The organism is Mesorhizobium sp. G2-6-1, from assembly GCF_055809095.1.
In genome coordinates this window covers 3,503,921-3,518,604 of sequence record NZ_CM147896.1, presented here as the reverse complement: position 1 = coordinate 3,518,604, position 14,684 = coordinate 3,503,921, and the positions used below count along the sequence as shown (strand labels likewise).

12 protein-coding genes and 2 pseudogenes are annotated in these 14,684 nt (G+C 53.9%); 7 read left to right on the top strand and 7 right to left on the bottom strand.

Annotation, left to right across the window (positions count from 1 at the left end):
* Positions 1–197 precede the first annotated feature (197 nt).
* The gene (gene fumC, locus AC0L7S_RS16950) at positions 198–1,595 is read left to right on the top strand and encodes a class II fumarate hydratase (protein WP_473472084.1); all 1,398 of its coding nucleotides are present in this window, start codon (positions 198–200) and stop codon (positions 1,593–1,595) included.
* A gap of 108 nt (positions 1,596–1,703) precedes the next feature.
* Positions 1,704–2,120, top strand: a complete 417-nt coding sequence (locus AC0L7S_RS16945) for a DoxX family protein (protein WP_473472083.1) — start codon at positions 1,704–1,706, stop codon at positions 2,118–2,120.
* Positions 2,121–2,173: 53 nt separating this feature from the next.
* Here AC0L7S_RS16945 and ppx read toward each other — a convergent pair.
* Together ppx and AC0L7S_RS16935 are read right to left on the bottom strand one after the other, a co-directional pair.
* Positions 2,174–3,705 (bottom strand): annotated as a pseudogene (ppx, locus tag AC0L7S_RS16940) (exopolyphosphatase).
* Positions 3,705–5,907, bottom strand: a pseudogene (locus tag AC0L7S_RS16935) (RNA degradosome polyphosphate kinase). The pseudogenes ppx and AC0L7S_RS16935 overlap by 1 nt, the downstream one beginning before the upstream one ends.
* 145 nt (positions 5,908–6,052) lie before the next feature.
* Between AC0L7S_RS16935 and AC0L7S_RS16930 the strand changes: the two are divergent.
* The 3 genes from AC0L7S_RS16930 to AC0L7S_RS16920 are packed head-to-tail and all read left to right on the top strand — an operon-like array spanning position 6,053 to position 7,538.
* Complete coding sequence (locus tag AC0L7S_RS16930; protein WP_473472082.1) at positions 6,053–6,298, top strand: zinc-finger domain-containing protein; 246 nt, start codon at positions 6,053–6,055, stop codon at positions 6,296–6,298.
* A 20-nt stretch (positions 6,299–6,318) separates the two neighbouring features.
* The gene (locus AC0L7S_RS16925) at positions 6,319–6,672 is read left to right on the top strand and encodes an NAD(P)-binding protein (protein WP_473472081.1); all 354 of its coding nucleotides are present in this window, start codon (positions 6,319–6,321) and stop codon (positions 6,670–6,672) included.
* Positions 6,669–7,538 (top strand): FAD-dependent monooxygenase, encoded by an 870-nt coding sequence (locus AC0L7S_RS16920; RefSeq protein WP_473472080.1) that lies wholly within the window; start codon positions 6,669–6,671, stop codon positions 7,536–7,538. Before AC0L7S_RS16925 ends, AC0L7S_RS16920 begins: the two co-directional genes overlap by 4 nt.
* A 104-nt stretch (positions 7,539–7,642) precedes the next feature.
* Here the strand turns inward: AC0L7S_RS16920 and AC0L7S_RS16915 are convergent, their stop codons facing one another.
* From AC0L7S_RS16915 to AC0L7S_RS16895, 5 genes are all read right to left on the bottom strand, one after another.
* Complete coding sequence (locus tag AC0L7S_RS16915) at positions 7,643–8,272, bottom strand: TIGR02117 family protein (protein WP_473472079.1); 630 nt, start codon at positions 8,270–8,272, stop codon at positions 7,643–7,645.
* Between the two features lie 252 nt (positions 8,273–8,524).
* Entirely contained in the window at positions 8,525–9,328 is an 804-nt protein-coding gene (locus AC0L7S_RS16910) for an amino acid ABC transporter ATP-binding protein (RefSeq protein WP_473472078.1), read from the bottom strand.
* Positions 9,329–9,349: 21 nt separating this feature from the next.
* Positions 9,350–10,507, bottom strand: a complete 1,158-nt coding sequence (locus AC0L7S_RS16905) for an amino acid ABC transporter permease (RefSeq protein ID WP_473472077.1) — start codon at positions 10,505–10,507, stop codon at positions 9,350–9,352.
* A gap of 3 nt (positions 10,508–10,510) precedes the next feature.
* The gene (locus AC0L7S_RS16900) at positions 10,511–11,698 is read right to left on the bottom strand and encodes an amino acid ABC transporter permease (protein ID WP_473472076.1); all 1,188 of its coding nucleotides are present in this window, start codon (positions 11,696–11,698) and stop codon (positions 10,511–10,513) included.
* A gap of 63 nt (positions 11,699–11,761) precedes the next feature.
* Complete coding sequence (locus AC0L7S_RS16895) at positions 11,762–12,790, bottom strand: amino acid ABC transporter substrate-binding protein (RefSeq protein WP_473472075.1); 1,029 nt, start codon at positions 12,788–12,790, stop codon at positions 11,762–11,764.
* Positions 12,791–13,234: 444 nt separating this feature from the next.
* On the opposite strand from AC0L7S_RS16895, the gene metC reads away from it, so the two are divergent.
* Positions 13,235–14,509 carry a cystathionine beta-lyase gene (metC, locus tag AC0L7S_RS16890; protein ID WP_473472074.1) on the top strand — a complete coding sequence of 425 codons (1,275 nt, stop codon included), beginning with the start codon at positions 13,235–13,237 and terminating at the stop codon, positions 14,507–14,509.
* Positions 14,506–14,655, top strand: coding sequence for a hypothetical protein (locus tag AC0L7S_RS16885; protein ID WP_473472073.1), 150 nt, complete (start codon positions 14,506–14,508; stop codon positions 14,653–14,655). Before metC ends, AC0L7S_RS16885 begins: the two co-directional genes overlap by 4 nt.
* The last annotated feature ends 29 nt before the right edge of the window (positions 14,656–14,684 follow it).

Below are 14,684 nucleotides of genomic sequence, written 5' to 3'. Positions count from 1 at the left end.
TTGCGTTCCAGACATTTCATTCCTGATCCTGAAAAGGAAATTACGGCGCATGCTCCCTTTCGAGGTGACATGGCAAATCAGATCATGCTCATCACACCAATTGAAACGATTTGCATCGCCCCATTCTCATTCTTCACTTGAAGGCATTTGTCCAAAGCGATAGGCCGTTGCCAAACTGAGTAAGTCGGAGTGAGATCGTGAGCGTGGAAAAGACCAGAACCGAAACGGACACATTCGGCCCGATCGAAGTTGCCGCCGATCGATACTGGGGTGCGCAAGCGCAGCGGTCACTCGGCAATTTCAAAATTGGCTGGGAAAAGCAACCGACTTCCATTGTGCGTGCGCTCGGTATCATCAAGCGCTCTGCAGCGGAAGCCAATATGGAGTTAAAGCGCCTCAATCCGAAAATTGGCGCTGCAATCATCGAGGCCGCGCAAGAAGTTATCGACGGCAAGCTCGACGATCATTTCCCGTTGGTTGTCTGGCAAACCGGTTCCGGCACACAGTCGAACATGAACGCCAATGAGGTGATTTCCAACCGCGCCATTGAATTGTTGGATGGCGTCATGGGTTCGAAGAAGCCCGTGCATCCTAATGATCACGTCAATATGAGTCAGTCTTCAAACGACACGTACCCGACAGCCATGCACGTTGCCGCGGCAGAGCAGATTGTCCATGATCTGCTTCCCGCATTGAAGCATCTGCATACTGCCCTTGAGGTCAAGGTCAAAGCCTTCGACCATATCGTCAAGATCGGCCGCACCCACACACAGGATGCAACGCCCCTCACCCTGGGTCAGGAGTTCTCTGGCTACGCAGCCCAGATCGCTTCCTCGATCAAACGCATCGAAATGACGTTGCCAGGTCTGTGTGAATTGGCACAGGGTGGCACGGCAGTTGGCACGGGCCTCAATGCGCCCGTGGGGTTTGCCGAAAAAGTAGCTGCCCGTATCGCTGCCATCACCAGTATTTCGTTTGTGACTGCACCAAACAAATTCGAGGCGCTGGCGGCGCATGATTCCATGGTGTTTTCGCATGGCGCCATCAATGCCACGGCGGCAGCTTTGTTCAAGATTGCCAATGATATTCGCTTCCTTGGGTCCGGCCCGCGTTCGGGTCTTGGTGAACTTGCCTTGCCTGAAAACGAACCGGGATCGTCGATTATGCCCGGAAAGGTCAACCCGACCCAGTGTGAAGCCCTTACGCAGGTTTGCGTTCAGGTGTTTGGCAACAACGCGGCTCTCACCTTCGCAGGTAGTCAGGGGCATTTCGAACTCAATGTTTACAACCCGCTGATGGCCTACAATTTCCTTCAATCAGTAAGGCTGCTGTCGGATGCCGTCCTGTCCTTTACAGATAATTGCGTTGTCGGGATTGAAGCGCGGGAAGACAATATTAAGGCGGCGCTGGACCGTTCATTGATGCTGGTCACAGCCCTGGCACCGACGATTGGTTACGACAATGCCGCGAAGATTGCCAAAACCGCGCACAAGAACGGTACAACCTTGCGCGAAGAAGCACTCGCTACCGGCCTTGTCAGTGAAGAAGATTACGAGAGGCTCGTAAAACCGGAAGACATGACACACCCCGGATAGTTCATTATTGCGGTAACCCCGGTGAACAATGTGTCGTCGAACTGGCGTCTTTAGTGAACGCACGCTCAAGTCTATATGGGCGTCTATCGTTCATCTGGAGACATTGTCATGTCCATTGGCACAGCCAACACGTCCATCACGTCAAATGCACCGGCCGTTATTCTGATCGGCCGCGTACTCCTGTCCATTCTGTTCATTCTGTCCGGCTTTGCCAAGTTGACCACAATTTCCGCCACGACGGGCTGGTTTGGCAGCATAGGATTGCCATTGCCAACTCTGACGGCAGTGGTGGTCGGCATCGTTGAACTGGTTGGCGGCCTCGCCATACTGGTCGGCTTCAAAACCCGCATCGCGGCCGTGATCCTCGCCATATTCACGCTTGGCGCCACCGCAATTGCGCATCTCGATTTTTCTGACCAGATGCAACTCTTGATGTTGCAGAAAAACCTCGGCCTTATCGGCGGTTTTCTACTGCTCGCCGTTCTCGGCGCCGGTTCTATGTCTGTCGATGGACGGCGCGGATAAAGTCGTCCAATAAAGGCATGGAAAAGGCGCGGCCCCGGTCAGCGCCTTTTCTTTTACTTCACTGGCGAACTTGACCCATCCTCAACAGCCAGAGACAAACGGCGGTTCGTGATTTTCGCCAGATGCGCCAAGCGCCCAATTGGCCGTTCGCCATAAAGATGGGCCAGCGAGCGAGGGATCACCAAGGCCAGGGCTCCATCGTCGCGGGTTTCCCATTTCAATCGCGGCATCACGCCCGGCATGGCTGCGGACAACAGGTAAACGACACGCATGGCTGCAGCCAATATCCGTGCTCTTTCCAGGTAACGGCCACTCGCCAACGATTTCAGTTCGGCGGCGGATTCGTTGAAAAGGCCTTCGTGACGAAACAGGTTCGTCAGCGCAAGAAATGCACGGCCCGGGTGATTGACCCCAATGAAGGACGCATGTGCAATGATGTTGAGCGACTGGCGTCCACGATATTCTGGATGGGCACGCCATCCAATATCTGCCAATAGACATGCAGCGTGACGGTAGCGCGCCTCATCTACTGTTTCTTCAAGCCCAAATGCGGCAAAGGTCTTGCCAGTCCACGTGGCAAGTTCATGTGCATGCGCGATCGACCGTGATCGCAGCCGCGCCAATTCCTCACAGGCCGAAATCAACGGGTCGGCCTTTTGCTCGGTTTCCTTCAACAGGGAAAAAGAAACCCCTCGCGCACGCCAACGCCTGATACCACGATCTTCTCGGGCTCCATCACGGCCAGAATTTCCTGCAACACTATGGCGCCATAGGGCAACAGAGCACGCCGCGCCTTGGAAACCCCGTCTATCCCCTTCATCTTCTCGATACCGCCCTTTGCGACCTGCTTGAGGAAAGCAGCAGCACTCTCGGTCCCGATTTCATAGTGGTGCATGACGCCGAGCGGGTAATTTGTCGCCTCCATGTGCAGGCGGCCTAGATTTCGCCATGTGCCGCCAACAGCGTAGAAATTTCGCCCCTGCCCGCTGTTCAAAAGCTTCGCCCGAGCCACTTCTTCGCGTACGATCTTTGCGGCGCGCGCCAGAGAATTTTCTGCCATGTCCTGAAGACGCAAGCCGCCGAGCGGCAAGGTTATTCCGTCGCCAATCGTCTCACTGCTGACATCCACCAGTTCCAGACTGCCGCCGCCCAGATCGCCAGCGATACCATTGGCAGGGTGGAAACCCGAAATGACGCCCATTGCCGAATAATAGGCTTCCTGACGCCCACTCAGCACACGGATTTCAGTTCCCAAAACCTCTTCGGCGCGATGAATGAAATCCGGGCCATTGACGGCTTCACGCGCCGCCGCGGTCGCCAGAACATGAATTTGCTCTGCACCAACCTGTTCAGACAGACATTTGAAACGCTGAAATTCCCCCATTGAACGCGTGACGGCATCGGGATCGAGTTTCCCGGTCGAAACAATGCCGCGCCCAAGACCAGCAAGCATTTTCTCGTTGAACAGAACCGTTGGCGAGCGTGCCAAGCCCTCATAGATGACAAGACGAATGGAGTTGGAGCCGATATCAACGATCGACACCGGACGCCGGTCTTGCAACCGGCCTTGGGACTCTGAAATCATCAACCCGTCGCTTGTCCGTTTTTCTTGCGGCGCTTGAATTGCGCGATGCGCTTTGGTGCATGAGACTTCAGCGCGTCTCCCCGTCCGGACAAACTCGGATTGGTCATGAAATATTCCTGCGCATTGAACGGCTCCTCCCCCTCGTCGAGCACCACTCGCCGCGAGGTTCCATCTGCCAATACTTCGAAACTTTGCTGGTTGTCCACAATGTTACCGAGCATAATCTGCCCTAAAATCTGCTCGTGCACTGTGGGGTTGGTGATTGCAACCATACACTCGACGCGGCGATCGAGATTGCGAGGCATGAGGTCTGCCGAACTGATGTAGACGATCGCTTCGTCAGACGGCAGACCGTGGCCATTCCCAAAGCAATAGATCCGGCTATGTTCCAGAAAACGCCCGACAATGGATTTGACGCGGATATTCTCCGACAATCCCGGCACCTGCGGCCTGAGACAGCAAATTCCACGCACCACAAGTTCTATTTCCACGCCAGCTATGCTGGCCTCATAAAGCGCGTCGATAATAATGGGATCGACGAGCGAATTCATCTTCATCCAGATGCGCGCTGGTCGCCCTTCACGGGCGTGGCCAATCTCGGTCGTGATGTGACTGAGGATGCGGCTGCGCAATGTATAAGGCGACAAGGCAATGGACATTTCCTGTGCGGGTTCTGCATAGCCGGTTATGAAGTTGAATATCTGCGCCACATCGCGTGCAATTTTCTCATCGGTGGTGAAGAATGACAGGTCGGTATAGATGCGCGCGGTGATCGGATGATAATTTCCCGTTCCCAGATGAACGTAATTGCGCAACCGGTTATCTTCGCGGCGCACAACCAGTGACATCTTGGCGTGGGTTTTCAATTCAAGAAAACCGAAAACCACCTGAACGCCTGCCCGCTCCAGATCTCTGGCCCAGCGGATATTTGCCTCTTCATCGAAGCGCGCCTTGAGTTCGACCAGCGCCGTAACCGACTTGCCAGCCTCGGCCGCATCGACAAGTGCACGCACGATCGGGCTGTCATTGGAGGTTCTGTAGAGCGTCTGTTTGATGGCAACCACTTCGGGATCGGCCGTCGCCTGACGCAAGAATTGCACCACGACATCGAACGATTCATACGGGTGATGAACGACGATATCCTTTTCGCGAATTGCCGCGAAACAGTCACCACCATGCTCGCGGATACGTTCGGGAAAACGCGGATTGTAGGGAACGAATTTCAGGTCATCGCGCGCGACCGAGACGAATTCGGATATCTGGCTGAGTGCCAGCGGCCCATTCAGGACACTTATTCGACTGGCAGATACGCCCAGTTCACCGGACACGAATTCGCGCAACTCTTCAGGCATCAAAGCATCGAATTCAATGCGGATCACAGAGCCTCTGCGGCGCCTTTTCAATGCCGTTTCAAACAACCGAACAAGATCTTCTGACTCTTCTTCGACCTCTATGTCGCTGTCTCGAATGATCCGAAAAGTGCCAACGCCTTTGACTTCATAACCAGGGAAAAGCTTTCCGATATAGAGGCCGACGACTTCTTCCAGGGGAATGAAACGAACACGCCCCTTGCGGTCCGGTAGTCTGACAAAACGTTTCAGCGCCGTCGGCAGGCGTAGTAGCGCACTCATCTCTTCGCCGTTCTTGCGATGGCGAAGCTGCAAGGCAATCGAAAAGCCGAGGTTGGGAATGAATGGAAACGGGTGCGCCGGATCAATGGATAATGGCGTCAGCACAGGGAAAACCTGCTGCTGGAAATGATCCTCCAGCCAGGTCCTTTCATCCTTGCTCAAAGCATTGCCGGAAATACTTTCTATGCCTTCCTTGTTGAGCAGCGCCATCAGTGCCGTGAGGCTGTTTTGCTGATCTTCCTGAAGGCGCTCGACCTCTCGCAACAACTGTTCCAACTGTTGCTCCGGTGTACGGCCATCCGGGCTTTTCAAAATGATGCCTTCGCGCACCTGCCCTGCAAGACCGGCAACCCGAACCATGAAAAACTCATCCAGATTTGCCGCCGAAATCGAAAGAAAGCGGATCTCGCTCAAGCAACGGATGGCGATCGTTTTGCGATTCTTCGAGAACACGCCTGTTGAACTGAAGCCATGAAAACTCACGATTGACGAAGCGGTCCGGGTTTCCGCTATCAATCGTATCAACGTCCGACGTCTTGAATTCTTTTTGAACCGGTTTCAGCTCAGTCATGGCCCTGCATTCTCCAGCGTCGTCGTTCCGGTTATCCGGCTCAATTTAATCTCTGACAGGGTTTTACGACAGTTTCATTTCATCTATCTTGCAAAGAGACCGGATATGCTTCAAACGCAAGCGGTTCGAGCTAAAGGAGAAGATGATGGCTGGTGGTTCAATTCCCCATTTTCAGAATGATCGGGGACATCCGGCAATCGAAATCGGTGTCAGGGAATTCATGTGCGTTGGTGCGAATGCCCCTTTCGATCACCCGCACGTCTTTCTCGATATGGGTTCCGATGGTGAGAAAGTCTGCCCCTATTGCTCGACGCTTTTTCGCTTTTCACCCAAGTTGACGGCGACTGAAACGCTGCCGCCCGACTGCGTTTATGTCGAGCGCGCTGCCTGAACGGCGACGCGCAACCTCCCATGACCATGACGCGATCTCGACCAATCGTGATCGCCGGCGGCGGTATAGCAGGCCTTACCGCTGCGATTGCGTTTGCCAGACATGGTTTTTCCGTCCAGGTCTTTGAGAAGGCCTCACGCATCGAAGCGGCTGGAGCGGGCATCCAGCTTTCGCCCAATGCCACACATATTCTCGGCAATCTTGGCGTACTGGAGCATCTGACGCCAATGGCTGTGCGCCCAAGCGCGGTCGATCTGAAAGACGCAGCAACGCTACGCACCCTCTCCAGCATAGCACTTGGCGATGCGGCCGAGGCGAGATGGAAAGCCCCTATCTCGTTGCCCATCGCGCTGATTTGCAAAGCGCATTATTGAAACGTCTTAAAAAGGAAAGAAGCGTCCAGATCACGACATCCGCGCAAATTGGCAAAGTGTCGGTCGATGCCGAAGGCGCAACGGCGTCGGTTGATATCAATGGTGAAAGCATTGATGCGGCCGGGATGCTGCTGATCGGCGCAGATGGTGTGCACTCATCGGTACGTCATCACATCCCCGGTAGTGAGCACATTTTCACCGGCGATTTGGCCTGGCGCGCAACCATCAGTACGCAGAGCCCCGCGGGCATCAGATATGCCGCATTGGCCGTGACAGACCGCGTCACCGCGTTCCTCCACCCGGGCTTTCATATGGTGACCTATCCAGTAAGCAGCGGCAGAGAAATCAATCTTGTCGCTTTCACCAAAGGCCATAAGGTTGGCAACTCCTGGTCGAGCAATGCTCAACCAGAGCATCTGGCAAAGGCGATGCGCACAACAGCCTCAGGTTTGATCGAACTGGTCACGCAAATTGCGGACTGGACCATCTGGCCGCTGCACACCGTTGACGTCAAGCGCGTATGGACCGCCCCCGCTATTGCTCTGATCGGAGACGCCGCGCACGCGATGACGCCGTTTGCCGCCCAAGGCGGAGCCATGGCAATCGAGGATGCGGCCACACTTGCTGAAATGATTGCATCCAACAACGACAAGCTACCTAACGCCCTGGCTATTTGGGAATGTGAACGCCGCAAGCGTGTCGCAAAAATTGTCAAGCGAGGTGCAATCAACCGATTGGCATGGCATGCCGCCGGACCCGTCGCCACGGCTCGCAATCTGTTTTTAAAGATGCGATCTCCGCAAAACCTCGCATCCGATCTCGACTGGCTCTATGGCTGGCGCATGGAGCGCCGTGCATCCGATTAGACGCACAACACCCGCTCAACATCATTAATGGAGCATCGGAGAATTCCGAAAACCGGCAACCACTTTTCGGTGCGATGCTCTGCCAGGCAGCCAAGAACCACCGCTCAATTATAAAGCCGCATCGACAAATCGAGCGATAAGGGAAGCGGGTTCCACATACCGGTACGCAAACCTGCTGCACGCAGCGCAGAAGCAGTCCATGTATTGCATCCAACGAAAGCGTTGAAGAGATCGTCCGATACGAAGAACCCATCGAAATCATTGTATCCAGCGCCGGAGATGCGAATTACCCCAGAGGCATTTCGCGTAAAGCTACGTTCAATAAATTCGATCAAGGCCATAAATTTCGCATCACTCAGGCCAATATCAACGATATCGGCCTGTGTTTCATCCACCGCCCCGGTGAGGGCGACGTGAATGACCGAAGCATCAACGCTGAACGCCTTCAACAGTGGCAATGGCTTCAGATCCTGCCAGGTCGGCGTCTCGAGATAGAACGAGCGCCCGCCCCACCCGAAGACACCGTAGCGTGCTTCCGGCAAGTTGATGGCAATGCCGGAGCGTTTCAAAAAACCAAACCGCGCACGCGTTTCATCATTGAGCGGGATCGCGATGTCCGTGTGAATCGCATTGTGAAAAATCAGGACATGATTGGGCTTTGCCGCTAAATCTGCCATCGGCGGCCACAAAGGGCGCGGCACAAATGTACCAATGCCGAGGGCTACAATCGCCAAGCCGGCCAGTGTCCCAATCCAACGTGCGAGTGCTTTCAGAGCCATCCTTCCCAAATGCGCATATCAAGACCTACCACGAAGGCCGCGCACGAGACCCTTTGTATCAACGTTGCAACGCAGGCAAGTGTTTCAAGAACACCAACATCCAATAGCAAAAAGCCCGGCTGTGATGACCGGGCTTTCGCTACTATCTACGAGCGCACTTAAAGCGTGTCGTTGCACACTTTTGAGTGACTTGAATGAGTCCTGACCCTAGTGAAGGATCTGCGACAGGAATAGTTTCGTACGTTCATGTTGAGGATTGTCGAAGAACTCGGCCGGCGTGTTCTGTTCAACAATCTGTCCCTGATCCATGAAGATGACTCGATTGGCGACCTGCCGCGCAAAGCCCATTTCATGGGTGACGCAAATCATGGTCATGCCTTCTTCTGCAAGGCCCACCATCGTTTCAAGAACTTCCTTGATCATCTCAGGATCGAGCGCCGAAGTCGGCTCGTCAAACAGCATGATGCGCGGGTTCATGCATAGCGACCGCGCGATGGCGACACGTTGCTGCTGGCCACCCGACAATTGGCCAGGATATTTGTCGGCCTGTTCGGGTATCTTGACGCGTTCGAGAAAATGCATCGCCGTCGCTTCGGCTTCTTTCTTTGGCACTTTGCGCACCCAGATGGGAGCCAGCGTGCAATTCTCCAGAATTGTCAGATGAGGAAAAAGATTGAAGTGCTGGAAAACCATGCCGACCTCACGGCGCACTTCGTCAATCTTCTTCAGATCATTGGTCAATTCATTACCATCGACAATGATCTTGCCCTTCTGGTGCTCTTCAAGCCGATTGATGCAACGGATCATCGTCGATTTGCCGGACCCGGACGGCCCACAAACCACGATACGTTCGCCCTGCATGACTTTAAGATTGATGTCTTTCAGCACGTGAAATTCGCCATACCACTTGTGCATGGCGATGATTTCGATTGCAACGTCAGTTTCGGAAATCTGCATTTTTCCCGGCTCGACCTTGATGTCATCGACGCTGACTGCCTTTTCGGTGGCCATGAGCGTTCCCCTTTGTCTTGGCTAGCGTTTGTGGCCGGTGTCGAGCCGGCGTTCCATGAAGAGTGAGTAGCGCGACATTCCGAAACAGAAAATCCAGAACACAAACGCCGCGAATGCGAGACCGGATGATGGCGTTTGAGGCGAGGCCCAATTGGCATCTGAGAAATTCTGGCGCACGACGCCAAGCAGATCGAACATCGAGATGATGTAGACAAGGCTGGTGTCCTTAAACATGCCAATGAAGGTATTGACGATACCGGGAATCACGAGCTTCAACGCCTGCGGCAAAACGATAAGCCGCATTTTTTGCCAATAGCGCAGCCCGAGTGAATCCGCCCCTTCATACTGCCCTTTTGGAACAGCCTGCAAACCGCCGCGCACCACTTCAGCCATATAAGCCGCAGCAAAAAGCGAAACGCCGATAAGTGCCCGCAAGAACTTGTCGAATGTAACCCCTGGCGGCAGGAACAGTGGCAGCATGACGCTGGCCATGAACAGAACCGTTATGAGCGGAATACCACGCACTGTTTCGATGAAAATGACACAAATGAGTTTGACGATCGGCATCTCGGATCGTCGCCCCAGCGCCAGAACGATGCCAAGCGGCAAGGACACCGCGATCCCGACAAATGACAGGATCAGCGTGACCATGAGGCCGCCCCAGCGTGGCGTCTCAACATGGCGCAAACCAAAGACACCACCAATGAGAAGAAAATAGGCGATGACCGGCAAGACAGCAAACAGCAACAGAGCATTGAGCCCCTTGCGCGGCACTTTGGGAACCAGCAATGGCACCAGCAACGCAACAAACATGATCGCTACGAGGATAACCCGCCACCGCTCATCGATCGGGTATGTACCGAACATGAATTGTGAAAATTTCGTATGAACGAAAGCCCAACATGCGCCGGACCAACCATCCGGTTGGATACCGCCTTGAGCAATCGTGGCACAAAAAGTGCGATCGGTCCCTGTCCACTGGGCCTGAATGAAGGCCCAGTTGATCAAAGGCGGCAGTATATAGGCAACCAGCAGCAAGCCGATTATCGTCAACAACGTATCGCCGACCGATGCGAAGAGATTCTTGCGTACCCAGGCACCGAAACCATGTTCACTGCTTGGCGCAGTCTGCGCGATAACCATTTCCGATCGAACGAAGGAGAGATCGTGCTCTTGCATGACTTATCTCTCCACCAGAGCCATCTTGGCATTGAACCAGTTCATGAAGACCGAGGTAAGCAAACTTAGCCCCAGATACACCACCATCCAGATCACCACTATTTCGATTGCCTGCCCTGTCTGATTGAGAACAGTGCCGCCTGTCGCAACTAGATCGGGATAGCCAATGGCAATGGCCAACGACGAGTTTTTGGTCAAATTCAAATACTGGCTGGTCAACGGCGGAATAATAATGCGCATCGCCTGGGGGATAACGACCAATCGCAGCGCCTGTCCGCTACGCAGTCCGAGCGCGCTTGACGCTTCTGTCTGGCCCTTGCTGACGCCCAAAATTCCGGCTCGAACGATTTCTGCGATAAAGGCAGCCGTATAAAACGACAGCGCCAGATACAGTGCCAGAAACTCAGGCTTTACCTGAAAGCCACCGACCAGATTAAATGTCGAAAGCTTCGGCATATCGAATGTTAGCGGGAAACCGCTAAGCACGAAGGCGAGCAACGGCAGGCCGACGATCAAGCCTATAGATGTCCATAAAACGGGGAATTGCTCACCTGTCGCCATCTGTCGCTGCTTGGCGCGTCGTGCAACGAACCAGGAAAGACCGATGGCCAGCAAAAATGCCACAAGGATCAACCAAGCCCCCTCGCCCCAAATCGCTTTGGGGAAATAGAAGCCGCGACTGTTGAGATACGCGCCAAGAGAAAGATGAATACTATCCCGTGGTAACGGGAGAACTGAAAGAACGCCGAAATACCAAAAGAAAATCACAAGTAGCGGCGGGATATTGCGGAAAAGCTCCACATATACCATGCAGATTTTCCTGATCAGCCAGTTCTTTGAAAGTCGTCCCACACCGAGAAGGAAACCGATGATCGATGCGGTAACAATGCCCGTGGCAGCAACGATAAGGGTATTGATAAAGCCGACAAGGATTGCGCGGCCATAAGTCGAATCCGAGGAATATTCGATGGAAGTATCGCTGATATCGAAACCAGCACGTCCATTCAGGAACCCGAAACCGGAACCGATGTTTGAACGTTGCAGATTCTGGATTGTGTTATCGACGATCCACCAGACGCCAACAACCAGCAAAATGACCACCAATATCTGAAAGGCGATTCCACGCACTTTGGGGTCATTGATCAAAGAACCGCGGCTGCTGTTCTCGCTTAGAATATCCTGCGATGCCATATGACAATCCTCTGAAAGAGACACCGGAAGGCAGCAATACTGCCTTCCGGTTCACGTTTCTGATCAGCGAATTGGCATAGCGTACTGAAGGCCGCCCTTGGTCCAAAGTGCGTTGATACCGCGCGCAATTTTCAGCGGGCTGCCTGAGCCAACATTGCGTTCAAACATCTCGCCGTAATTGCCAACGGCTTTGACGATGTTCACCACCCAGTCATTGCTCAACCCGAGATCCGTGCCGATCTTGGTGTCCGTTTCGCTACCAAGAACACGCTTGATTTCGGGGTTTGGCGAGTTCTTCATTTCATCGACATTTGCCTGGGTAATGCCGAGTTCTTCAGCCTGCACCAGCGCATAATATGTCCAGCGAACAATATGGAACCACTGGTCATCACCCTGGCGCACGGACGGACCAAGCGGCTCCTTGGAAATGATCTCCGGCAGCACGACATGGTCGTCTGGTGACGAAAGCGTCAGGCGGATGCCATAGAGGCCGGACTGATCCGTCGTGTAAACGTCACAACGCCCGGCATCATAGGCCGCATTAACTTCCTCGAGCTTCTCAAAGACAACAGGGTTGTACTCCATCTTGTTTGCCTTGAAGTAGTCGGCAAGGTTCAACTCTGTCGTGGTTCCCGTTTGCACGCAAACGGCGGCACCGGAGAGTTGAAGGGCGGAGTTCACACCGGGCAGCTTCTTGGCGTTGATCATGAAGCCCTGACCGTCATAGTAGGTCACACCGGCAAAATTCAGGCCGAGCGCCGTATCGCGATTGATCGTCCATGTCGTGTTACGCGACAGGACATCGATCTCGCCGGATTGCAAAGCTGTAAATCGTTCCTTGGCGCTGAGCGGGGTAAATTTGACCTTGCTGCCATCTCCAAACACAGCAGCAGCTACGGCGCGACAGAAATCGGCGTCTAGCCCCTTCCATTCCCCTTTATCATCAGGCGCAGAAAAACCGGCCAGACCGGTGCTTACGCCGCATTGGATGAAACCCTTTGCCTTGACATCGTCAAGGGTGCCGGCGAACGCGGATGAAGCCAACAGGCCAAACGCTGCAGCGCCCAGAATTCCAATTGCGATAGTTTTCATAACTCAAATACCCTTCTTTGTTATTCGGGCAAGTCCCGATTATTGTTCGTGCGAACGCGCCAAAGTGTTTAAGACCCACATCCAAAACACCGCGCTGAGGCCGACATGCGACCATCTCCCATTCACGAACAGCATCGAAAGCGATAATTTCTGTGAGGTCAAGAGAAATGACGGAATTGCCACGTGTTTGCTGCGCGTATAAGGCAAACCATTGAACTCACAGCGTTTCATTCCTGGAAATTGTTTCGCCGCAAAGGAATATTTTCGGCTGCTTTCATCGCGATTCTACGGTCAAATGGAACCTTCCGTTACGGCAACCATGGCGAATTCAAGCAACCGGTAAACGGCATTGCCTACAAGAATATATCCACAGTTGGTTTGCTGGTTGCACAGGCAACGCGGTCGTTTTATGCCTTGTACGCAACACATCAGGCAGTTGGAAACATGACAAATAACGATACGAAACTAGGCATCAATACGCGCTTGGCGCACTCAGGCAATAACCCCCGCGATTATTTCGGCTTCGTCAATCCGCCGGTCGTACACGCCTCGACAGTTCTGTTTCCAGACGCCGCCACATTGGCCAAACGCGACCAGAAGTACACCTATGGCACCCGCGGCACGCCAACCACCGACGCGCTCGCATCAGCAATCGATGAACTCGAAGGCTCGGCCGGCACGATCGTGGTGCCGTCCGGCCTGGCCGCCGTGACCATACCTTTTCTCGGCTTTTCGGCTGCCGGAGACCATGTGCTGATTGTCGATTCGGTCTATTATCCAACCAGGCATTTTGCCGATACGATGCTGAAACGGCTCGGCGTCGAGATCGAATATTACGACCCCCATATTGGGGCGGATATTGCACAACTCATCAAACCCAACACACGAATAGTCTTTACCGAATCACCAGCTTCCAACACTTTTGAAGTTCAGGACATTCCCGCAATTGCGGCGGCTGCTCACGCCCATGGCGCTATCGTCATGATGGACAATACCTGGGCGACCCCCTTGTATCTACGTCCTCTCGTATACGGAGTGGATATTTCAATCCATGCGGCAACGAAGTATCCTGCAGGACATTCCGATGTCCTGCTTGGCACTGTTTCAGCAAATGAGACATGCTGGAAGCGCCTAAGCGACGCTTTCGTCACACTTGGTTGTTGCGCCGGTCCCGATGATGTCTATCAGGTCTTGCGCGGCCTGCGCACGATGGGGGTACGCCTCGAACACCATCAGCGCAGCGCACTTATTATTGCTGAATGGCTCGAAACACAAAGCGGGGTTGCACAAGTACTTCATCCCGCCCTGCCAAGTCATCCCGACCACGCCTTGTGGAAGCGCGACTTCTGCGGATCGAGCGGGATTTTTCAATTGTTTTGGCCGGAGGTGGCGAAAAACAGGTGCATGCCTTCCTTGATGCACTGCAAATTTTCGGAATTGGCTTTTCCTGGGGCGGTTATCAAAGTCTTGCCGTGCCTGTCTCTTTGGGTGACCGTGTCATTGCCAAGGGTCCTTATCCGGGCTCAATTATCCGCCTGCAAATCGGGATGGAAGACATTGCCGATATCAAACGCGACCTTGAGCGAGGTCTCGTTGCGGCGGCGTCGGCCTGAATTGACGAATCCGCGGTTCATTTGCTCCAACGCAAAGACAATGGCAATTTTCGCGCTATTGTGCGGGCGCGTGAATGTTGTGGCGCATTGGAGAAGCAAACTATGACGACCGGTGAAAAAGACGGGTTGCCCATCACCACGACGACCCAGGCCGCAAGCGGCGCCGAAGAAGGCAACTCTTTGCTACCTATGCTCATTGGCGGCCTTGTGTTGATCGTCCTGGGCGCCATTATCCTGATGGTATTTGTTTAAGCGAATTGGTGATCATCTGCGCGAAGACA

What these genes read in the sequence shown, in the direction of transcription:
- AC0L7S_RS16900 (WP_473472076.1), bottom strand. Translation starts at nt 11,698, where the DNA reads ATGGCATCGCAGGATATTCTAAGCGAGAACAGCAGCCGCGGTTCTTTG.
- metC (WP_473472074.1), top strand. Translation starts at nt 13,235, where the DNA reads ATGACAAATAACGATACGAAACTAGGCATCAATACGCGCTTGGCGCAC.
- AC0L7S_RS16925 (WP_473472081.1), top strand. Translation starts at nt 6,319, where the DNA reads ATGACCATGACGCGATCTCGACCAATCGTGATCGCCGGCGGCGGTATA.
- AC0L7S_RS16885 (WP_473472073.1), top strand. Translation starts at nt 14,506, where the DNA reads ATGACGACCGGTGAAAAAGACGGGTTGCCCATCACCACGACGACCCAG.
- AC0L7S_RS16910 (WP_473472078.1), bottom strand. Translation starts at nt 9,328, where the DNA reads ATGGCCACCGAAAAGGCAGTCAGCGTCGATGACATCAAGGTCGAGCCG.
- AC0L7S_RS16945 (WP_473472083.1), top strand. Translation starts at nt 1,704, where the DNA reads ATGTCCATTGGCACAGCCAACACGTCCATCACGTCAAATGCACCGGCC.
- AC0L7S_RS16930 (WP_473472082.1), top strand. Translation starts at nt 6,053, where the DNA reads ATGGCTGGTGGTTCAATTCCCCATTTTCAGAATGATCGGGGACATCCG.
- AC0L7S_RS16905 (WP_473472077.1), bottom strand. Translation starts at nt 10,507, where the DNA reads ATGCAAGAGCACGATCTCTCCTTCGTTCGATCGGAAATGGTTATCGCG.
- AC0L7S_RS16895 (WP_473472075.1), bottom strand. Translation starts at nt 12,790, where the DNA reads ATGAAAACTATCGCAATTGGAATTCTGGGCGCTGCAGCGTTTGGCCTG.